We start from the raw sequence: 20,638 nt of genomic DNA on the forward strand, positions 1-20,638 counted from the left end.
ATGGATAGACGTGATTTTATAAAAGCAAGCATGTTAGGAAGTGTCGCTGCGATGGCTTCTAACTCTGCTCAAGCTGAAGTAAAAAATCGGGATCCTATTCCTGGTGCATTGGGTATGTTATACGACTCAACATTATGCGTAGGTTGTCAAGCTTGTGTAGCAGAATGCCAACATATTAATAGTAAAATGACCAACCCCAAAGGTGATCAAACATGGTCTAATAATGATAAATTAACGCCTTTTACTCGTAATATTATTCAAGTATGGTCAGAAGGCGATGGTTTAAATAAAGATCAAACACAAAATGGTTATGCCTATATTAAAAAACAATGTATGCATTGTGTTGATCCCAATTGTGTGAGCGTTTGCCCCGTTCAAGCATTAACAAAAGATCCTAAAACAGGCATTGTTGGATACGATCCCGATATTTGCACAGGATGCCGTTATTGTATGGTAGGTTGTCCATTTGATGTGCCTAAATATGATTATAACAATCCATTTGGTGAAATTAGTAAATGCGAATTATGTAATCAAAAAGGTGTGGAACGTATTAATCATAAACAACTTCCTGGTTGTTGCGATGTTTGCCCAACAGGTGCCATTATTTTTGGTACTAGAGAAGAACTAATGGCTGAAGCTAAACACCGTTTAAGCTTAACACAGGGGGCAGAATATAAATTCCCTCGTCAACATATTAATAGTAAAGATAAATATTTAGCCAAAGTTCCTGTATATGAACAACATATTTATGGTGAAAAAGAAGGTGGTGGTACACAAGTATTAGTATTAAGTGGTGTGCCATTTGAAAATCTTGGACTACCTGCATTAGATGATATTGCAACAGGTAGTCGAGCTGCACATCTACAACATACTTTATATCGAGGCATGGTACTTCCTCTTGTTGGTTTAGCAGGATTAACATTTATGACTTACCGTAATATGCATGGTAAAGGTGCTGAAACTCATCACGAGGAGGAACATCATGAGTAATGCTGCTCGTCCAGTTGGAGGTAAATTAATTTCTGCTTCCATTTTATTCTTTACACCTCTCGCTATCATTTGTTTAGCGTTAATTGTAAAACGTTTATTTCTTGGTATCGGTTCTGTAACCTCTTTAAATGGTGGATATCCTTGGGGATTATGGATTGCCTTTGACTTATTAGTCGGTACTGGATTTGCTTGTGGTGGTTGGGCTTTAGCTTGGGCGGTATATATCTTTAATAAAGGTCAATATCATGGTTTAGTACGCCCTGCCTTACTCGCCAGTTTATTCGGTTATAGCCTAGGTGGATTATCTATTACCATTGATATGGGGCGTTATTGGCATTTACCTTATTTCTACTTGCCTGGTCAATTTAATACTAATTCTGTGTTGTTTGAAACCGCAGTATGTATGACTATTTATATCTGTGTAGTTACTCTAGAGTTTGCTCCTGTTTGGCTAGGTTTCTTTGGTTTTAAAAAGCTTTTCAAAAAACTAGATAAAATCATGTTCTTTGTGATTGCTCTAGGTGCTTTATTACCAATGATGCACCAGTCATCAATGGGTTCATTAATGATTGCTGCTGGTCACAAAGTTCATCCTGCGTGGCAAAGTTATGAATGTTTACCTATTTTTTCATTACTCACGGCATTTATTATGGGGTTCTCAATTGTTATTTTTGAAGGTTCTCTAGTAAAAGCAAGCCTTGCGCATCAAGCCCCTGATGAACGTCATTTATTTAGCCGACTTACTCGTGTTGCTGCTATTCTTATTGCCTTATTCTTAGTCATTCGTTTTGGTGAGTTAATTTATCATCATAAACTGCACTATGTGTTAGGTTTATTTAAATTTGAAGCATGGATGTTTTGGGCTGAAGTATGGTTAATGACCCTACCATTACTCACTTTATTCTTAGGAGAGCGTCTTTCAGATGGTCGCTGGTTATTTATTTCAGCGTTGAGTATGTTATTAGGTGCAGCATTATGGCGTCTTGACTATTCTATGATTATGTACAATCCAGGCAATGGTTATAAATATTTCCCATCAGCTGAAGAATTATTAATATCTATCGGTTTTGTTTCTATTGAAGTGTGTGCCTATATTTTAATTGTTCGCTTATTCCCAGTACTTCCTGTATTGAAAGAAGCCAAACACGAAACCTCAGAAAAAATTATTGCTGAAAAAGCAGCGCTAAGTGAAAACTTAGCACAAAAAACAATTAGCGGAGAAAAAGCATGACAGATAAAAAACGTATCACAATTGACCCAATTACACGTATTGAAGGTCACTTACGTATTGATTGTGACATTGAAAATGGTGTAGTTACCAATGCTTGGTCAACAGGGACCATGTGGCGAGGTATGGAAAACATCGTGAAAGGTGCCGATCCACGTGATGCATGGATGATTATGCAACGAATTTGTGGGGTATGCACCACTGTACATGCAATTTTAAGTGTGCGAGCAGTAGAAGATGCCGTTGGAGCCAAAGTACCTGCAAATGCTCAATACATCCGTAATATGATTCTATCTGCACACAGTATTCATGACCATATCGTGCATTTCTATCAATTATCCGCTATGGACTGGGTAGATATTACGGCGGCATTAAAAGCGGATCCTAAAAAAGCCTCTGATATGTTAAAAGGTATTTCAACCTGGTCATTAAACAGTGAAAATGAATTCCGCAATGTACAAGTAAAAATTAAAAAATTAGCTGATAGTGGACAATTAGGTATTTTTGCTAATGGTTACTTTGGTCATCCAGCAATGAAATTACCACCAGAAGTTAATTTAATTGCTGTAGCTCATTATCTACAAGCATTAGAATGCCAACGAGATGCAAATCGAGTAGTTGCATTACTAGGAAGTAAATCACCACATATTCAAAATTTAGCGATTGGTGGTGTAGCTAACCCAATTAACTTAGATTCTCCAGCAGTATTAAACCAAGAACGTTTATTATATGTGAAAGCATGTATTGATCGTTTAGGCGACTTTATTAATCAAGTTTATAAAGTCGATGCGGCTGTTTTTGCTGCATTCTATCCTGAATGGCTAACTATAGGTAAAACTTCTGGTAATTATCTAGCTGCACCAGAATATCCATTAGATGGTAATAATGATAAATTTGCCTTAACGGGTGGTTATATTGAAAACTTTGATATGAACACGTTCCGCCCAATTACCACACAAAAAGATAACTTTGTGGTACAAGGAATTAAAGAAAGTGGCAAACATTCATGGTATGAGGATGATAAAGCATTAGCACCATGGGCTGGATTAACTCGCCCTAAATATACAGGTTGGGATGAAAATGCGAAATATTCTTGGGTAAAAGCGCCTTCATTCTATGACAAAGTTGTTGAAGTAGGGCCTCTTGCTTGTTTATTAACAAACTTAGCCGCAAAAAATGAAACAACAACCAAACACTTTAATGAATTAAAAGCAATTTACGACAAACTTGCTGGTCGAACTCTAGAAATTAATGACTTACACTCAACCTTAGGTCGTATTATTGGACGTACAGTACATTGTGCAGCCTTAAATGAAATTCTAGTTCAACAATGGCAATTACTCATAGATAATATTGGCAAGGGCGATACAATTGCTTACTTAAAAGCCAATATTCCTGAAAAAGGCACATTTACTGGCGTGGGTTTTGGTGAAGTACCTCGTGGTATGTTATCTCATTGGGTTGTGATTAAAGATGGTAAAATTGATAATTATCAAGCGGTTGTACCTTCAACATGGCTTGCTGGCCCTCGTAACCAAAATGATGAAATGGGCCCTTATGAATTATCTGTTATTGGTACTAAAGTTGCAGATCCAACAAAACCATTAGAAATTGTTCGTCATATTCACTCCTTTGATCCTTGTATGTCTTGTGCGGTACATGTGGTTAATACGGAAACTGGCGAAACAACGCAAGTGAAGGTTCTATAATGAAGCCTTTAATTTTAGGTATCGGTAATATCCTACTCTCTGATGAGGGAGTTGGTGTACGAGTAGTACAGCAACTCGAAAAAAATCCTAATTTTATACCGCACTTTGATATTGTTGATGGTGGTACTTGTGGTATGGAATTAATGGATAGTTTAGCCAATCGAGATTATCTAATTATTATTGATGCCGTGTTGGCAGGTAAACTGCCAGGTGAAGTAATTATTTTAAAAGATGAACAAGTTCCTAAAATGTTCTCGCATAAAATATCACCACATCAATTGGGAATTAGTGACGTTTTATCTGCTTTATGGCTTACAGATGAATATCCAAAAAATCTTTGCTTAATTGGTATTCAACCTGAATCATTAGAACCGCATATTGGTTTGACAACAACCATTCAAAATGCGATTCCTGAAGTTTTAAATTGCTTATCTGAACAATTAAAAGCGTTTGGATTACCTTCACCGGATCTAAACTAGGACATTTATGTATAACCATAATAAAATTAATCAAAATACTACCGCACTTTCTGAATTAGTGGATGGATTTGAAAACAATCCAGCAGAATTATTTCAAGCAGAAATGGAAAAAGTAAAACTGAATATGCAAGGTTTACCTTTCTATCGTGAAGAAATACCTTGTTTCTGCCCTAAATTCGTTTTATTCGAAAATCAATGGATTGGTTCCGTATTAACACCTTGGATGTTAAGTGTGGTGGTTTTACCTGGTCCTGGTCAACAATGGGAAATTCGTGAGTTAGGGGATAAATTAGCCATTCCTCTGCCTTATAAAACCTTAAACTTCACCGTAAGTTGTTTAGAAAATATTCCTCAATATTTAAGTTGTTCATTGCATTCACCTTTAGATAGCTCATTGAGTAAAGATTATGCAGTACAACTTACTAAAGACTGTTTACAAATGCTATTATCATTACCAATGAAACAAGCAACTACAGATGTAAATCGTCGTAATATTTTCAAAGCAATGGTAAAATAAGTTCTATATAAAAAGCAAAATAAGAAGGAAAATATGTGTTTAGGTGTTCCTGGTCAAATTGTTAATGTGGGAGAAGATGCTCTTCAACCTGCAACAGTGGATGTTTGTGGGGTACAACGAGAAGTGAATATTTCACTTATTTGCGAAGGTGAAACAAAAGATTTATTAGGAAAATGGGTGCTTGTACATGTAGGTTTTGCGATGAGCATTATTGATGAAGAAGAAGCCAAACAAACCCAAGAAGCATTAATTGCTATGAGCCAATTAGAACATGAAGTGGGTGATTTTTTAGGTTTAAATCAAACTAAATAAAAATTTTCAAAAATTGACCGCACTTTGTCTATTCCCAAAGTTAGATTAGTTAATAAATTAAATATAGTGCCCTGTGTAAAACAGGGCACTGTTGTTTTTATTTCATTTATACAGATCAACGCTGTTTTTTAGCTAACCTTCACAACTACTACAGCTAAGTAAGTTTCGGTTAAATACTTGAGCGGCACTCATACTATATTGATAATAGATAGATTTTACACCTAATTCTTCTGCTGTAAGATATAACTGATTAAGATCTCGTGCTGGGGTGCTAGGGTGAACCATCACATTAATACTCTGACCTTGATCAATATATTGCTGACGTTGGGCGGCTTGTTGAATCACACTTAACTGACTTATTTCAGAAAAAGTTTTAAACACTTCTTTTTCATGCTCAGAAAGTTGTTCTAAATGTTGAACAGAACCATCATTATGTAAAATACTGTCCCAGATTTCTTCTGTATCCAAATTTTTTTCTTTTAGTAATGATTCTAAGAATGGATTCTTATAAATAGTTTTAATCTTCGCTAAATCTTTTACATAATAATTTGATTTAAACGGTTCAACAGATGGTGAAACACTACCTAAAATAAAGCTACTAGATTTCGTTGGAGCAATACTCATTAATGTTGTATTACGACGTCCATAACCTTTTAAAATTTCAGGTTCTCCAAAACGTTTAGCCAATGCTTTTGATGCGGTTAAAGTTTTATCCCGTAATGTTTTAAAAATTAGATTATTTTTTTGCATAGCATCAAAACTATCAAAAGCAATATTATTTGCTTGTAAATAGCTATGCCAACCTAACACACCTAAACCTAACGCACGATGACGAGTTGCAAATTGATGAGCTCGATGTAAATAAGGAATTGAAGCACTTTTCTCTATAAATTCACTCATTACAACATCAAGGAAAAAAATGAGTGTTTCGGGAGCATCAGTATCTTTCCATTCATCAAAATACAATAAATTCATGGAAGAAAGACAACATACAAAACTTTCATCAATGCTTGTTGGCAACATGATTTCTGTACATAAATTTGAAGCATGGATCACCATATTTTTATCTTTATATACATCGGGGCGACCAGCATTAGCGTTATCTTTAAAGAATAAATAAGGAATACCTGTTTCCGTTTTACGCTGTAAAAGTTTTGCCCATAATTGACGTTTATAAACATCTCCAGCTTTCATTGATTCAAGCCATTCATGACCCACACATACACCGTAATACATTAATTGAATTGGATTACCTTCCGTATGAATATCTAACCATTCTTCAATATCACCATGTTCAATATCAATATAACCTGCAAATTGTCCCTTACGTGAAGTGCCTTGAGAAATAACATCAATAGTCGTATCAAAAAGTTTTGTGAAATTAAATGAACCATCTGATTTTCCGTTATTTTTAATTGTACTACCTCGAGGACGAATATCACCAAAATACGCAGATGTTCCACCGCCAATTTTGCTCATCATACCGACTTCAGCAACCGTGGTCATTATGTCTTGAATGGAATCCCCAATATAGCTACCAAAACAAGAAATAGGCAAACCACGATCTAATCCAAAGTTAGACCAAATTGGCGATGAAAGGGAAAAATAACCTCTTGCCATATAGTGATAGAATTTATCAGCAAAACCTTCAATGCCTAATTTATGTTCTGCATATTCACTAATATAACGAATACGTTCAAGCGCTGCTGTTCCTTCCAATAAATAGCCACGTTGTAAAAATAAACGGCTATCTTCATTAAGCCAGTGGAAGTCTGGACGAGTGGAATTAGAATAAGTCATCTGCGGTAATTTGTTTCATTTTTTTGCTGTAATCAGTACTACGTTTGTTAAAGAAATCTGTTTCTTTAGTAGAAAGAATTTCAATATCAAACCATTCTGTTTCTTTTAATAAATCAATATCTACTGTATAAGGTGCTGGAATACCTAAAGTTTCTAAAGATTGGTTATAACGATTAGTAATATAATTTTCCACCAACTTGCGACTTACAAAATCCAAATCACCTGCTTCAAAAATCCAAGCTAAAATACTACGTTCAGCTTCAATTGCTTGATTAGCAAGATACTTGAGATCAATATAGAATTGTTCAGTAAATAAATCAGCGTGTTCTTCACGTAAAATTTCATATAAAGCAATACCAAATCGACCGTGAATTTCCTCTTCTTTAGATGTAGCTTCTACGGCATTTGAAATTCCTTTAAATAGATTTTTATGCTTATTAAAAGACATCATAATAAAGAATTGACCAAACAGTGAAATATGCTCCACAAATAGAGAAAATAAAATGAGTGATAAAATAAAACCTTCTTGACTTTCATCTTTATCACGCATGAAATCTTCCATATAGTGAATACGATTAATTAGAGGTTTAAATTCTGTAATTTTACTAAACATTTCGTTTAAACCTAATTTTTCTAATAGAAATGAGTAAGCATCTTTATGACGTACTTCACTTTCTGCGAAAGTACCTCCCACATCATCAATTTCTGGTTTTGGAAAATAACGATATAAATCTCCCCAAAAACGTTTTACATTCACTTCAACTTGCGAAATAGCTAACATAGTACGAGTTAAAACTTGACGTTCTGATTGATTAATCGTTGTACGATAATCTTGAATATCTCCCGTAAAATTAAATTCAGTGTGCAACCAATATGAGTGACGAATTGCATCTTTAAATTCTAATAATTCTGGATATTCATAAGGTTTAATATTCAAACGTTTTTCAAAAAGACTTCTAGACATAAAACACCTGTATAAAAATAAAAATCGTTTTTATTCTAACATCAATATATAGATATTAATAGAAATTAATAACACTATATATAGTGTGTATTTTTATTATTGAGAAAAGTGCGGTTTAAAAATAGAAAATTTATTATTTGATAGGTAAGAAAAAAGGTGTTGAAATCAACACCTTTATAAACAAAGAATATTACAGATTAAATGGTTTTACATAAGGTAACATACCTTTATCCAACATATCTACAATGGTGTTATGTTGTTCATTACCTAAACCTCGTAATTCGAGGGTAATACCAAAACTATTATCATAGAATACATCTCTATTGCTGGTATATTCTTGATTTGATTTTCGAGTTAAATAACGTCTTGCACCAATACCAACAGACCAACAACAAGAGCTATATTGTACACCTGCATATTGTTCAACAGGCTTATTTAATGCTATATCATGATAATAATGTCCAACAAAAGACCAATTATCAGTAATTTCCCAAGCAATGGTTGCACCTATTTGTTTAATATCTTGGTTATAACGATTTGCACCAGCCGTTAAATTTTGATCAATATAAGCTTGACTTGCATAACGATAATTCAACTGAATTAAATTATTTTTCTTAGGATTATATTCTAAGCTAGTATTAGCTAATGAAACTTCATCTAAACGAGTATCATATTGATAGCTGCCACGCCAATTCCATTGTTCATTAATTTTCCAGTTACTTTCTAATGCCCAAGAAGAAGAACGTCCAGAAGTATTATTTTTATCATTATCATCTATACGAGAATTATTCATGTAAAGAATTTGCCCTAACGATAAATTAAAACGTTCATTTGCTTGTTCATCATAAAAACGAGTCGTACCACCAAAAGTAAATTGATTAGCAGATGCTATTCTATCTAAACCACTATAACGGCGATCGCGGAATAATGAATAATAATCTTGTTGTAATAAAGCGGAATCATATCCATAACCTAAATATTCTGTATTACGTTTTGAACCAATATTACTTTGATTACGATATGGACGATATAAATATTGAATTCGAGGTTCAATGGTTTGAGTATAGTCATTAATAAAAGTTTTATTACTGGCTAAAACTGTTTGATAATCTACTTTTACTTGTGGGATTACTCTATTTACGGAATGTTCTATTTCTTCGGCATTAGTTGATTTGCCTTTACGTTGTTGATAGTGAGTAGCATAAAGTTTAGATTCAATATTTAAACTTCCATATTTATTTACTAAAGGTAAATTTAAACTTGGTTCTAAATGATGACGCCAAGCAGTAGGCATTAATGAACTAGAATTATCAAAACGAACAGATTGAGCAAATAATTTAAAGTCTGCTAAACCATTAAATAAATTATTTTTATAATAATTAAAATCAATCTGTGGTAATGCTTTATATGGACCTACAGATACATTATCAAAAACTTGATATTGTTTTGCTGAAATAGAAAAATTGTAGTTTGGTTGATAATAAGCTAAACGTGCTGTTTGTGTTGCATAACCATCTGTACTACTACCATAATCAGAATCAAAATCATTAAAATAACGTTTATCACTTACTCGGGTATAATTTATATTTAAACGCCAATTATTAAATAATTTTGCATTATGCGCCCAATAAAATAAATGGCGTGATTTATTATCATTTGAATAATCTTTATAGTGATCTTTATGTAAATATTCTCCTGCTAATTTACCCTCACCTAATTCATTTAAATAACGGAATTCTCCATTTGATTGCCAACCCCGCTTTGACATATATTTAGGAGTAAAAGTTAAATCATAATTAGGTGCTATATTCCAATAAATAGGTTGAGCATACCAATAACCATCTCGACTAGAGCTACCTACTTTCGGTATTAGTAAACCAGAACGACGGCGATCACCAATAGGTAATTGTAAATAAGGAGTATAGAAAACTGGCACACCAGCAACTTTAAAGCGAGCATGCCACATTTCAGCATATTCTTCTTTAACATATTGTTTCATTTCACTCGCTTCAATTTCCCATGAATTATCATCAGGTAAACAAGAAGTAAAATTTGCATTTTTTAATAAGCGTACATTATCTCGCATTTCTGCATTTTTAGCCGTACCGCGACCTTGTCTACCTACAAATTGATAACTCGCATTATTAATATCACTATCTTTAGAATTCAAATGTAATTTAGCATCATCGCCTGTTAAATTAATGATATTATCTTTGTAATCAAAGCCGCCTTTTACATAAGCAAAACGTTGTACATTATCACCTTTACCTGACTGAACAACTTCTGCCGAAGCAGCTTTTAAATGACGATTACCTTGTTTTATATCTACATCACCTTCATAAATACCATTAGTGGGTTGGTTTAATTCAGCTCTATCTGCTTCAATATAAACAGGCATATCATTTATATTACCTTGAACAACTTTACCTGAAAATTGAGGAACGCCAGCTAAGCATCGTTGTTGTAAATCAGCGCTACTTACTGAACTATAAAGTGCGATAAAAATTGATAGGGAAAGTAAAGTGTAAGTATTCTTTCTCATTCGTTAACCATATAATTATTTAGCTAAAATTAGATTAATTATACTCTAAAAAACCTTGTTTATATATAAATGAAGTAGATTATTTATTTTTACAAAAACAATCATTTATATGATCATTCACTAATCCCATAGACTGCATAAAAGCGTAACAAGTTGTTTCACCAACAAAAACAAACCCTCTTTTCTTTAAAGCTTTAGATAATAATTTTGAAGTTTCAGTTTTAGTAGGAATACTATTTAAAGTGGGTACATCATTTATTTGAGGTTGGTTATTTACAAAAGACCAAATAAAATTACTAAAATTTTCACCGCACTTTTGCATTGCCATATAAGCCTTAGCATTTTTAACTATAGCCTCTAATTTTATACGATGACGAATTAATCCTTTATCTAGCATCAATTTATCAATATCTTGATCGGTCATATTAACAATCAATTCAGGGTTAAATTGATAAAAAGCTTTTCGATAATTTTCACGTTTTTTTAATACAGTAATCCAAGCAAGCCCTGCTTGTTGTCCTTCTAAACAAATTTTCTCAAATAATTTAATACTATCAAATTCAGGTTTACCCCATTCTTCATCATGATATTTTTCATAAATATCTATACCATTTGCCCAACTGCAACGAACTACCATTATCAATATTCCTTTTAATCTATTTATTTGTGATCTAAATCACTGAAGTTAATAAAAAGACTTAGTACTATTAAATATTTAAGATATTAACTATCAATACTAAAGATAAAAATCACATTAAACTAACAGAATTATGTGTTATTGTATAAAAATATCCTAAATTCACAATAAAATAGAGGTAAATAATGACAACACAATTAGAAACATTACGTAGTATGACCGTTGTAGTGGCTGATACTGGGGATATCGAAGCTATCAAAAAATATCAACCACAAGATGCCACAACTAACCCTTCATTAATTTTAAGTGCTTCTGCTTTGCCTCAATATGCCACTTTAATTGATGAAGCTATTGCCTATGCTAAGCAACAAACCCATGACAAAGCACAACAAATTATTGAGGCTGAAGATATCTTAGCCGTTAAAATTGGTTTAGAAATTTTAAAAATTGTTCCTGGACGTATTTCTACCGAAGTGGATGCTCGTCTTTCTTATGATACTCAAGGAACCATTGAAAAAGCACGTAAACTGATTCGTCTTTATAATGAAGCAGGCATTTCAAATGACCGTATCTTAATTAAAGTAGCTTCAACCTGGCAAGGTATTCGTGCTGCTGAAGTTCTTGAAAAAGAAGGGATTAACTGTAACTTAACTTTATTATTCTCTCAAGCTCAAGCCCGTGCCTGTGCGGAAGCAGGAGTTTATTTAATTTCTCCTTTCGTTGGTCGTATCTTAGACTGGTACAAAGCAAATACAGATAAGAAAGAATATCTTCCTTCTGAAGATCCCGGCGTTGTTTCCGTTACTAGTATCTATCACTATTACAAACAATATGGTTATCAAACAGTAGTGATGGGAGCCAGTTTCCGTAATATTGGTGAAATCACTGAACTGGCAGGCTGTGATCGCTTAACTATTGCACCAAGCTTATTACAACAATTACAGGAAAGTACAACAGCACTACCTCGTAAATTAGCTTATACAGGTGAAGTGAAAGCTCGCCCAGCACCAATGACAGAAGCAGAATTCTATTGGGAACATAATCAAGATCCAATGGCAGTAGAAAAGTTAGCGGAAGGTATTCGTAAATTTGCGGCTGATATTGAAAAATTAGAAGCAATGTTAAGTGCTAAATTATAAAAATAATTTAATAAATAAAAGACATTATTTTGATCTGACTGTAAAAAGTTAAATTTTTAATTCAAGGGCTGATTTCAATATTATATTGTGATCAGCCCTTTTAATTTGTTCTATTTATTATCTAATTTTTTTAATTAATTATTAATCCAAAGTTTTAAATTATATTAACTTCTATTTGTGGATAACTTATCAGTAAAGCTGTAAAAAAAGTGTTTTTAATCTATTAATAAATTACTCTCATCTTTTATTTGTGGATAACTCGTCTATTTATACACAGTTTATTTCATATTTTAATATAAAGATCTTAACAACTTTAAAAGAGATCTAAGTTATTTATTTAAAAAGCAAAAAAGATCTTACTCACAAGATCCAATGATCATAATAATAGTAATAATAAGATCTTTATATATAAATAAGATCTTTAATTATATGTATGTGATCTTTTTGGATCTCCATAATATGGATCTTTAGAATCTACTTTCAAGCTATCTTAAATTTAAGTACAATAACTAGTTATCTAAAAAGATTGGATCTACAAGATCAAGGCTTAAAAAGCATTTAAAAAAACAAGGTTATTATGTTTTATACAGAAAATTATGATGTCATAGTGATCGGTGGTGGTCACGCAGGTACAGAAGCGGCACTCGCTCCTTCTCGCATGGGGTTAAAAACTTTATTATTAACACATAATGTAGATACTTTAGGACAAATGTCCTGTAATCCTGCTATTGGTGGTATTGGTAAAGGTCATTTAGTTAAAGAAATTGATGCTATGGGTGGCTTAATGGCGACTGCTGCAGATAAAGCGGGTATTCAATTTAGAACATTAAATAGTAGTAAAGGACCTGCTGTTCGTGCTACTCGAGCGCAAGCAGACCGTGTTCTTTATCGCCAAGCGGTAAGAATGGCCTTAGAAAATCAAGAAAATTTAGATATTTTCCAACAAGAAGCCACGGATATTTTATTAGAACAGGATCATGTAGTTGGTGTTACAACTAAAATGGGGCTTAAATTTAGATCTAAAGCAGTGATCTTAACAGCTGGAACCTTCTTGGCTGGTAAGATCCATATTGGCTTAGAAAACTATTCTGGTGGACGTGCAGGAGATCCTTCTTCTATTACCTTATCTCAACGTTTAAGAGAACTTGGTTTACGTGTAGATCGTTTGAAAACAGGCACACCTCCCCGTTTAGATGCACGTACTATTAATTTTGATATTTTAGCAAAACAACATGGCGATGCAGTATTGCCTATTTTTTCATTTATGGGATCTGTTGATCAACATCCGATGCAAATTCCTTGTTACATTACAAGTACTAATGAAAAAACACACGAAGTAATTCGTAATAATTTGGATCGTAGTCCTATGTATACGGGAATTATTGAAGGTATTGGTCCTCGTTATTGTCCTTCAATTGAAGATAAAGTAATGCGCTTTGCTGATCGCAATTCTCATCAAATTTATCTTGAACCTGAGGGTTTAACTTCTAATGAAGTTTACCCAAATGGTATTTCAACTAGTTTACCTTTTGATGTTCAAATGAAAATTGTTAATTCAATGCCTGGTCTAGAAAAAACACGTATTGTAAAACCTGGCTACGCTATTGAATATGATTTCTTTGATCCTCGTGATTTAAAACCAACCTTGGAAACTAAAACTATTAATGGTTTATTTTTTGCTGGTCAAATTAATGGTACAACAGGTTATGAAGAAGCTGCTGCACAAGGTTTATTGGCTGGAATTAATGCGGGGTTATTTGTACAAGAAAAAGAAAGTTGGTTCCCTCGTCGAGATCAAGCTTATGTAGGTGTATTAGTTGATGATTTATGTACATTAGGTACAAAAGAACCATATCGTGTATTTACTTCTCGTGCTGAATATCGTTTATTGTTACGTGAAGATAATGCTGATATGCGTTTAACACCAATTGCTCATGAGCTAGGATTAATTGATGATAAACGTTGGGCTCGTTTTAACCAAAAAATGGAAAATATTGAGGCTGAAAAACAACGTTTACGTGGTATTTGGTTACATCCTCGTTCAGAATATTTAGAAGAAGCTAATAAAGTTTTAGGGAGTCCATTAGTTCGTGAAGCTAATGGTGAAGACTTATTACGTCGTCCTGAAATAAATTATCAAATTTTAACGACGCTTACACCATTTAAACCAGCAATGGAAGATAAAGAAGCAGTTGAACAGGTTGAAATTAGTGTTAAATATCAAGGTTATATTGAACATCAACAAGAAGAAATTGAACGTCAAAAACGCCATGAAAATACAGCTATCCCGAATAATTTTGATTATGATTTAGTATTAGGTTTATCTAATGAAGTGAGAGCTAAATTAATGCAACATAGACCGGTATCTATTGGTCAAGCAAGTCGTATTTCAGGAATTACACCTGCAGCGATTTCAATTTTATTAGTTAATTTGAAAAAACAAGGAATGCTTAAACGTGGCGAATAATCTTGAATTGGAATTAGCTCAAAAATTAGAAATTTTGTTAAAACAGACCGCACTTTTTATTCCCGATCAACAAAAACAGCAATTAGTTAAGTTAGTTTTATTATTAAATAAATGGAATAAAGCCTATAATCTCACTTCCGTACGTGATCCTATGGAAATGTTAGTTAAACATATTTTAGATAGCCTAGTCGTCAGCCCTTATTTAGAAGGACAATCATTTATTGATATTGGTACTGGGCCTGGACTGCCTGGTTTACCTTTAGCTATCATTAATCCAACTAAAAATTTTGTATTATTAGATAGTTTAGGTAAGCGTATCAGTTTTATTCGCAATGCAGTACGTGAATTAGGTTTAACGAATGTTACTCCTGTTTTAAGTCGGGTTGAAGAATATAAAGTTGAAGATAAATTTGATGGCGTATTGAGCCGTGCTTTTGCAAGTTTAAAAGATATGACTGAATGGTGTAAAAATTTACCAACAGAAAATGGATTTTTTTACGCATTAAAAGGAATTTATCATGCTGATGAAGCAAATGAATTATCAAAAAATTTCAAAATTGAAAAAATTATTCCATTGCATGTACCAGAATTAGAGGGCGAAAGACATTTAATTTTAGTTAAAAGTGTTTAGAAAATATTTTTATTTTTTTAAAAACTTAAATATTTTTTTAAAATGTTTAATTTTATGCACTTAGCTAATGGTTATTGATTGCATTGCTAAAATTAGTCCGTATAATTAAACTCTCTATGTACTAGTAAATAAATCAAAACATGTCATCAGTTTTTATACAAACAAAAAACGTATATAAAAAAACTTTTCTGATTGAGTTTTTTTTTATTTTTATTGGAACATGGATTACCTATTTTTGTTTTACAGATCAGGTATTTTCATTTTTATTTGGTGCATTAATTGCTGTTTTACCTCAAATAGCTTTTATAGGTTATGCCTTATATTTAAAAGGAAATCAACCTGTTGAAAATAAAGTCAAAGTACTTTATCAAAGTGAAGTTTTAAAATTAGTATTAACAGTAATATTATTCATTATTGCATTTTACTTTTTTGCACTAAAAAGTATGGCTCTTTTTTTAGGTTATTTTATTTTTATTGTATTAAATAATCTGTTGCCTGCATTATTAAATAGTAAATAATTTTTTAAAAATAAACGATTTATCAACAATTCGTAGGATACATATATGTCTGCTGAAGGTTCATCTCAAACTTCGATTGAATATATTCAACATCACCTTACATTTTTGACATCAAATGAAGGGTTTTGGTCATTCAATATTGACTCATTATTTTTTACCTGTTTAACAGGTATAATCTTTTTAGCTATTTTTTATAAAGTTGCTAAAAATATGAATAAAGGCGTTCCTGGTAAATTGCAATGTTTAGTAGAAATGTTAGTTGAGTGGATTGATGGTGTCGTAAAAGAAAATTTTACGGGAAATCGCACATTAGTTGCTCCATTAGCATTAACTATTTTTGTATGGGTTTTCTTAATGAACCTGATCGATTTAGTACCTGTAGATTATTTACCTCAAGTTGCACAAATGTTAGGTATTCATCATTTACGTGCAGTGCCTTCAGCTGACATGAATATTACATTCAGTCTTGCTATTGGTGTATTTTGCTTGATTATTTTCTATACGTTGAAATCCAAAGGTGTAAGTGGTTTTGTTAAAGAATACACTATGCACCCATTTAATCACATTGCATTTGTTCCTGTTAATTTATTATTGGAATCTGTTACCTTAATTTCTAAGCCTATTTCATTGGCATTACGTCTTTTCGGTAATATGTATGCTGGGGAATTAATCTTTATTTTAATTGCTGTAATGTATAGTGCAAATATGTTTGTTGCTAGTTTAGGTGTTCCTTTACAACTGGCTTGGGCAATTTTCCATATTTTAGTTATTGTATTACAAGCGTTCGTTTTTATGATGTTAACAGTCGTTTATTTAGGAATTGCCTATAATAAATCTGAAGAGCATTAATTTTACTTAAACTTTAAATAACAAACAGCTGAAAGGCTATTTTCAATCAAACTGGAGAAAACTATGGAAACTGTAATCAGTGCAACAATCATCGCATCAGCTATTATGCTTGCATTTGCCGCATTAGGCACAGGTATTGGCTTTGGTATTTTAGGTGGTAAATACCTAGAATCTGCTGCTCGCCAACCTGAATTAGCGAATTCATTATTAACTAAAATGTTTATCGTTGCAGGTTTATTAGACGCAATTGCGATGATCGCTGTTGGTATTGGTTTATACTTTGCATTCGCAAATCCATTTGCTTCATTGTTGGGTTAATTTTAAAACGGACTACTCAGTATAATTCAAATTATCGAGTAAATAACCAACTTTAAAGGAGGTGCCGTTGTGAATATCAACGCAACATTAATTGGTCAAACAATTGCATTTATCATCTTTGTATGGTTTTGCATGAAATTTGTTTGGCCTCCAATTATTAAAGCAATTGAAGAGCGTCAAAGTACAATTGCTAATGCATTAGCCTCAGCTGAAGCAGCTAAAAAAGAGCAAGCTAATACTCAAATATTAGCTGAACAAGAAATTTCTAAGGCTAAAATTCAAGCACAAGAAATTTTAGATTTAGCTAATAAACGTCGTAATGAAGTATTAGACGAAGTTAAAGTAGAAGCTGAAGCACTGAAAGCGAACATTATTGAACAAGGTTATGCAGAAGTTGAAGCAGAACGTAAACGTGTTCAAGAAGAATTACGTATAAAAGTTGCATCTTTAGCTATTGCTGGCGCTGAGAAAATTGTTGGTCGTTCTGTGGATGAAGCAGCGAACAACGATATTATTGATAAATTAGTTGCAGAACTATAAGAAGGTTGGGCTTATGTCAGAATTAACTACAATAGCTCGTCCTTATGCCAAAGCAGCATTTGATTTTGCAGTTGAACATAATGCAGTAGAAAAATGGACAGATATGTTAACTTTTGCTACTGAAGTCACCGAAAATAGTGTGATTAAAGAATTTTTAACAAGTTCTCTTTCAGCTGAAAAACTTAGTGAAACTGTAATTGCTGTATGTGGAGAACAACTTGATCAATATGGGCAAAATCTTATTCGGTTAATGGCTGAAAATAAGCGTTTAACTGTGCTTCCAGCAGTTTTAAAAGAATTCCAAGCTTATGTAGAAGATCATAATGCAACTGCTGAAGTTCAAGTTATTTCTGCTCAACCATTGAATGCAACGCAAGAACAAAAAATTGTTGTAGCAATGGAGAAAAAACTTGCTCGTAAAGTTAAATTAAATTGCAGCGTAGATAGCTCTCTTATTGCAGGAGTTATCATTCGTACAGATGATATGGTTATTGATGGTTCAAGCCGTGGTCAATTAACTCGTCTTGCTAGCGAATTGCAATTATAAGAGGAATAAAAAATGCAACTAAATTCAACTGAAATTAGTGAATTGATTAAAAAACGCATTGCTCAGTTCAATGTTGTGAGCGAAGCTCGTAACACGGGTACAATCGTTTCTGTGAATGATGGTATTATTCGTATTCATGGTTTAAGCGATGTAATGCAAGGTGAAATGATAGCATTACCTGGCAATGTATATGCTATGGCACTTAACTTAGAACGTGATTCAGTTGGTGCTGTGGTTATGGGGCCTTATACCGATTTAGCCGAAGGTATGGAAGTTCAATGTACAGGTCGTATTCTTGAAGTTCCAGTTGGTCGTGGTTTATTAGGTCGTGTAGTAAATACTTTAGGTCAACCTATTGATGGTAAAGGTGAAATTCAAAATGATGGATTCTCACCAGTTGAAGTCATTGCTCCAGGTGTTATCGATCGTAAATCCGTTGATCAACCAGTACAAACAGGTTATAAAGCTGTTGACTCAATGGTTCCAATTGGTCGTGGTCAACGTGAGCTAATTATCGGTGACCGTCAAACTGGTAAAACAGCATTAGCAATTGATGCTATTATTAACCAAAAAGATTCTGGGATTAAATGTATTTATGTAGCAGTTGGTCAAAAGGCATCAACTATTGCTAACGTAGTACGTAAATTAGAAGAAAATGGTGCATTATCAAATACAATCGTAGTTGTTGCATCAGCTTCAGAATCTGCAGCATTACAATATTTAGCACCATATGCAGGTTGTGCAATGGGTGAATATTTCCGTAACCGTGGTGAAGATGCATTAATCGTTTATGATGATTTATCTAAACAAGCTGTAGCTTACCGTCAAATTTCATTATTATTACGTCGTCCACCAGGTCGTGAAGCTTATCCAGGTGATGTATTCTATTTACACTCACGTTTACTTGAACGTGCAGCTCGAGTTAATGAAGAATACGTAGAACGTTTTACTAATGGTGAAGTTAAAGGAAAAACAGGTTCTTTAACAGCTCTTCCTATTATTGAAACACAAGCAGGTGACGTTTCAGCGTTTGTTCCTACTAACGTAATTTCCATCACTGATGGTCAGATTTTCTTAGAGTCTAACTTATTTAATGCAGGTATCCGTCCAGCGGTTAACCCTGGTATTTCTGTATCACGTGTTGGTGGTTCAGCACAAACAAAACTGATTAAAAAATTAGCAGGTGGTATTCGTACAGCATTAGCTCAATATCGTGAATTAGCTGCATTTGCTCAATTTGCTTCAGATTTAGATGATGCAACTCGTAAACAGTTATCTCATGGTGAAAAAGTAACAGAGTTATTGAAACAAAAACAATACTCACCATTATCAGTTGCTGAACAAGCTGTAGTTTTATTTGCCGCTGAATTTGGTTATTTAGAAGATGTAGAAAAAGATAAAATTTTATCTTTTGAAGCCGCACTTTTAGATTATGCAAACCGTAATAACGCTGAATTTATGCAAGAACTTACCAAACAAGGTAACTACAATGATGAAATTAAAGAATCATTGAAAGGTATTTTGGATAGTTTTAAAGCTAATAGTACGTGGTAATAACGGAAACGGAGATATAACATGGCAGGTGCAAAAGAGATAAAAACCAAAATTGCCAGTGTACAAAGTACACAAAAAATTACTAAGGCAATGGAAATGGTTGCTACTTCGAAAATGCGTAAAGCGCAAGATCGTATGGCATCTTCTCGTCCGTATTCTGAAACAATACGTAATGTTATCAGCCACGTGTCTAAAGCTAGTGTAGGTTATAAACACCCATTTTTAATTAATCGTGAAATTAAAAAAGTAGGTATTTTAGTTGTTTCAAGTGATCGCGGAATGTGCGGTGGTTTAAATATTAATTTATTTAAATCAGTACTTTCTGAGATAAAAAAATGGAAGGAACAAGGTGTTGATGTTGAACTCGGCCTTATTGGTTCAAAAGGCATTGCATTCTTCCGTTCACTTGGCTTAACTATCAGAGTTCAACATTCTGGTTTAGGGGATGCCCCAGCAGTAGAAGATTTAATTGGTATTGCTAATGGTATGTTTGATGCACATAAAAAAGGTGAATTTGATGCAATATATATTGCCTATAATAAATTCATTAATACAATGTCTCAAAAACCATCGGTTAACCAATTAGTTCCATTACCAGAATTAGATAATGATAACCTAGAGGCAAGACAGCAAAGTTGGGATTATTTATATGAGCCAGAGCCAAAAGTATTACTTGATAGCTTATTAACTCGTTATTTAGAATCTCAAGTTTATCAATCAGTGGTTGATAATTTAGCTTCAGAGCAAGCTGCTCGAATGGTAGCAATGAAAGCAGCAACAGATAATGCAGGTAATTTAATTAATGACTTGCAATTAGTGTATAACAAAGCTCGTCAAGCAAGTATCACAAATGAATTAAATGAAATTGTTGCTGGTGCAGCTGCAATTTAACTAAAT

20 protein-coding genes are annotated in these 20,638 nt (G+C 33.2%); 16 read left to right on the top strand and 4 right to left on the bottom strand.

Annotated elements, in window-relative coordinates:
• From hybA to hybG, 6 genes are read left to right on the top strand one after another with little or no spacing between them, the layout of a single operon-like run.
• Nucleotides 1–990: a hydrogenase 2 operon protein HybA gene (hybA, locus tag BN1226_RS00115; protein ID WP_044469495.1), complete on the top strand. Its 990-nt coding sequence runs from the start codon at nt 1–3 to the stop codon at nt 988–990.
• Nucleotides 983–2,221 (top strand): Ni/Fe-hydrogenase cytochrome b subunit, encoded by a 1,239-nt coding sequence (gene hybB / locus BN1226_RS00120; protein ID WP_005760829.1) that lies wholly within the window; start codon nt 983–985, stop codon nt 2,219–2,221. The genes hybA and hybB overlap by 8 nt, the downstream gene beginning before the upstream one ends.
• A complete protein-coding gene (gene hybC / locus BN1226_RS00125) occupies nt 2,218–3,927 on the top strand; it encodes a hydrogenase 2 large subunit (protein WP_044469496.1) in 1,710 nt (569 codons plus the stop codon). The genes hybB and hybC overlap by 4 nt, the downstream gene beginning before the upstream one ends.
• Nucleotides 3,927–4,406 carry a HyaD/HybD family hydrogenase maturation endopeptidase gene (locus BN1226_RS00130; RefSeq protein WP_044469497.1) on the top strand — a complete coding sequence of 160 codons (480 nt, stop codon included), beginning with the start codon at nt 3,927–3,929 and terminating at the stop codon, nt 4,404–4,406. The genes hybC and BN1226_RS00130 overlap by 1 nt, the downstream gene beginning before the upstream one ends.
• 7 nt (nt 4,407–4,413) lie before the next feature.
• Entirely contained in the window at nt 4,414–4,923 is a 510-nt protein-coding gene (hybE, locus tag BN1226_RS00135; protein WP_044469498.1) for a hydrogenase-2 assembly chaperone, read from the top strand.
• Nucleotides 4,924–4,956: 33 nt separating this feature from the next.
• Complete coding sequence (gene hybG, locus BN1226_RS00140; RefSeq protein WP_044469499.1) at nt 4,957–5,235, top strand: hydrogenase maturation factor HybG; 279 nt, start codon at nt 4,957–4,959, stop codon at nt 5,233–5,235.
• A gap of 132 nt (nt 5,236–5,367) precedes the next feature.
• Here hybG and BN1226_RS00145 read toward each other — a convergent pair whose 3' ends face one another.
• The 4 genes from BN1226_RS00145 to BN1226_RS00160 all read right to left on the bottom strand — a co-directional run bounded on the left by BN1226_RS00145 (nt 5,368) and on the right by BN1226_RS00160 (nt 11,178).
• Entirely contained in the window at nt 5,368–7,035 is a 1,668-nt protein-coding gene (locus BN1226_RS00145) for a ribonucleoside-diphosphate reductase subunit alpha (RefSeq protein WP_044469500.1), read from the bottom strand.
• Nucleotides 7,022–7,999 carry a ribonucleotide-diphosphate reductase subunit beta gene (locus BN1226_RS00150; protein WP_044469501.1) on the bottom strand — a complete coding sequence of 326 codons (978 nt, stop codon included), beginning with the start codon at nt 7,997–7,999 and terminating at the stop codon, nt 7,022–7,024. The genes BN1226_RS00145 and BN1226_RS00150 overlap by 14 nt, the downstream gene beginning before the upstream one ends.
• A 190-nt stretch (nt 8,000–8,189) precedes the next feature.
• Complete coding sequence (gene lptD / locus BN1226_RS00155; RefSeq protein WP_044469502.1) at nt 8,190–10,541, bottom strand: LPS assembly protein LptD; 2,352 nt, start codon at nt 10,539–10,541, stop codon at nt 8,190–8,192.
• A gap of 79 nt (nt 10,542–10,620) precedes the next feature.
• Nucleotides 10,621–11,178 (bottom strand): DNA-3-methyladenine glycosylase I, encoded by a 558-nt coding sequence (locus BN1226_RS00160; protein ID WP_044469503.1) that lies wholly within the window; start codon nt 11,176–11,178, stop codon nt 10,621–10,623.
• A 185-nt stretch (nt 11,179–11,363) separates the two neighbouring features.
• Between BN1226_RS00160 and tal the strand changes: the two genes are divergently transcribed.
• The 10 genes from tal (at nt 11,364) to atpG (ending at nt 20,632) form a co-directional block, all read left to right on the top strand.
• Nucleotides 11,364–12,317: a transaldolase gene (gene tal / locus BN1226_RS00165; protein WP_005760753.1), complete on the top strand. Its 954-nt coding sequence runs from the start codon at nt 11,364–11,366 to the stop codon at nt 12,315–12,317.
• Nucleotides 12,318–12,894: 577 nt separating this feature from the next.
• Nucleotides 12,895–14,784: a tRNA uridine-5-carboxymethylaminomethyl(34) synthesis enzyme MnmG gene (gene mnmG / locus BN1226_RS00170; RefSeq protein WP_044469504.1), complete on the top strand. Its 1,890-nt coding sequence runs from the start codon at nt 12,895–12,897 to the stop codon at nt 14,782–14,784.
• On the top strand, nt 14,774–15,415 hold the full coding sequence (gene rsmG / locus BN1226_RS00175) for a 16S rRNA (guanine(527)-N(7))-methyltransferase RsmG (protein ID WP_044469505.1): 642 nt from the start codon (nt 14,774–14,776) through the stop codon (nt 15,413–15,415). The genes mnmG and rsmG overlap by 11 nt, the downstream gene beginning before the upstream one ends.
• Before the next feature lie 140 nt (nt 15,416–15,555).
• A complete protein-coding gene (locus BN1226_RS00180) occupies nt 15,556–15,933 on the top strand; it encodes an ATP synthase subunit I (RefSeq protein WP_044469506.1) in 378 nt (125 codons plus the stop codon).
• 45 nt (nt 15,934–15,978) lie between these two features.
• The gene (gene atpB, locus BN1226_RS00185; RefSeq protein WP_044469507.1) at nt 15,979–16,782 is read left to right on the top strand and encodes a F0F1 ATP synthase subunit A; all 804 of its coding nucleotides are present in this window, start codon (nt 15,979–15,981) and stop codon (nt 16,780–16,782) included.
• Nucleotides 16,783–16,845: 63 nt separating this feature from the next.
• Nucleotides 16,846–17,100, top strand: a complete 255-nt coding sequence (gene atpE, locus BN1226_RS00190; RefSeq protein WP_005760745.1) for a F0F1 ATP synthase subunit C — start codon at nt 16,846–16,848, stop codon at nt 17,098–17,100.
• Between the two features lie 69 nt (nt 17,101–17,169).
• Nucleotides 17,170–17,640: a F0F1 ATP synthase subunit B gene (gene atpF / locus BN1226_RS00195; protein WP_044469508.1), complete on the top strand. Its 471-nt coding sequence runs from the start codon at nt 17,170–17,172 to the stop codon at nt 17,638–17,640.
• Between the two features lie 13 nt (nt 17,641–17,653).
• Entirely contained in the window at nt 17,654–18,187 is a 534-nt protein-coding gene (gene atpH, locus BN1226_RS00200; RefSeq protein WP_005760848.1) for a F0F1 ATP synthase subunit delta, read from the top strand.
• A gap of 12 nt (nt 18,188–18,199) precedes the next feature.
• Nucleotides 18,200–19,741, top strand: coding sequence for a F0F1 ATP synthase subunit alpha (gene atpA, locus BN1226_RS00205; RefSeq protein ID WP_005760792.1), 1,542 nt, complete (start codon nt 18,200–18,202; stop codon nt 19,739–19,741).
• 21 nt (nt 19,742–19,762) lie between these two features.
• A complete protein-coding gene (gene atpG, locus BN1226_RS00210; protein ID WP_044469509.1) occupies nt 19,763–20,632 on the top strand; it encodes a F0F1 ATP synthase subunit gamma in 870 nt (289 codons plus the stop codon).
• The last annotated feature ends 6 nt before the right edge of the window (nt 20,633–20,638 follow it).

The organism is Mannheimia massilioguelmaensis, assembly GCF_000940515.1.
Taxonomy (GTDB): Bacteria; Pseudomonadota; Gammaproteobacteria; order Enterobacterales; family Pasteurellaceae; genus Basfia; species Basfia bettyae.

Coding starts and splice junctions, on each gene's coding strand:
- BN1226_RS00150 (WP_044469501.1), bottom strand. CDS start 7,999: ATGTCTAGAAGTCTTTTTGAAAAACGTTTGAATATTAAACCTTATGAA.
- atpB (WP_044469507.1), top strand. CDS start 15,979: ATGTCTGCTGAAGGTTCATCTCAAACTTCGATTGAATATATTCAACAT.
- tal (WP_005760753.1), top strand. CDS start 11,364: ATGACAACACAATTAGAAACATTACGTAGTATGACCGTTGTAGTGGCT.
- atpA (WP_005760792.1), top strand. CDS start 18,200: ATGCAACTAAATTCAACTGAAATTAGTGAATTGATTAAAAAACGCATT.
- hybA (WP_044469495.1), top strand. CDS start 1: ATGGATAGACGTGATTTTATAAAAGCAAGCATGTTAGGAAGTGTCGCT.
- hybB (WP_005760829.1), top strand. CDS start 983: ATGAGTAATGCTGCTCGTCCAGTTGGAGGTAAATTAATTTCTGCTTCC.
- hybC (WP_044469496.1), top strand. CDS start 2,218: ATGACAGATAAAAAACGTATCACAATTGACCCAATTACACGTATTGAA.
- BN1226_RS00145 (WP_044469500.1), bottom strand. CDS start 7,035: ATGACTTATTCTAATTCCACTCGTCCAGACTTCCACTGGCTTAATGAA.
- BN1226_RS00160 (WP_044469503.1), bottom strand. CDS start 11,178: ATGGTAGTTCGTTGCAGTTGGGCAAATGGTATAGATATTTATGAAAAA.
- hybG (WP_044469499.1), top strand. CDS start 4,957: ATGTGTTTAGGTGTTCCTGGTCAAATTGTTAATGTGGGAGAAGATGCT.
- mnmG (WP_044469504.1), top strand. CDS start 12,895: ATGTTTTATACAGAAAATTATGATGTCATAGTGATCGGTGGTGGTCAC.
- hybE (WP_044469498.1), top strand. CDS start 4,414: ATGTATAACCATAATAAAATTAATCAAAATACTACCGCACTTTCTGAA.
- BN1226_RS00180 (WP_044469506.1), top strand. CDS start 15,556: ATGTCATCAGTTTTTATACAAACAAAAAACGTATATAAAAAAACTTTT.
- BN1226_RS00130 (WP_044469497.1), top strand. CDS start 3,927: ATGAAGCCTTTAATTTTAGGTATCGGTAATATCCTACTCTCTGATGAG.
- atpG (WP_044469509.1), top strand. CDS start 19,763: ATGGCAGGTGCAAAAGAGATAAAAACCAAAATTGCCAGTGTACAAAGT.
- lptD (WP_044469502.1), bottom strand. CDS start 10,541: ATGAGAAAGAATACTTACACTTTACTTTCCCTATCAATTTTTATCGCA.
- atpE (WP_005760745.1), top strand. CDS start 16,846: ATGGAAACTGTAATCAGTGCAACAATCATCGCATCAGCTATTATGCTT.
- atpH (WP_005760848.1), top strand. CDS start 17,654: ATGTCAGAATTAACTACAATAGCTCGTCCTTATGCCAAAGCAGCATTT.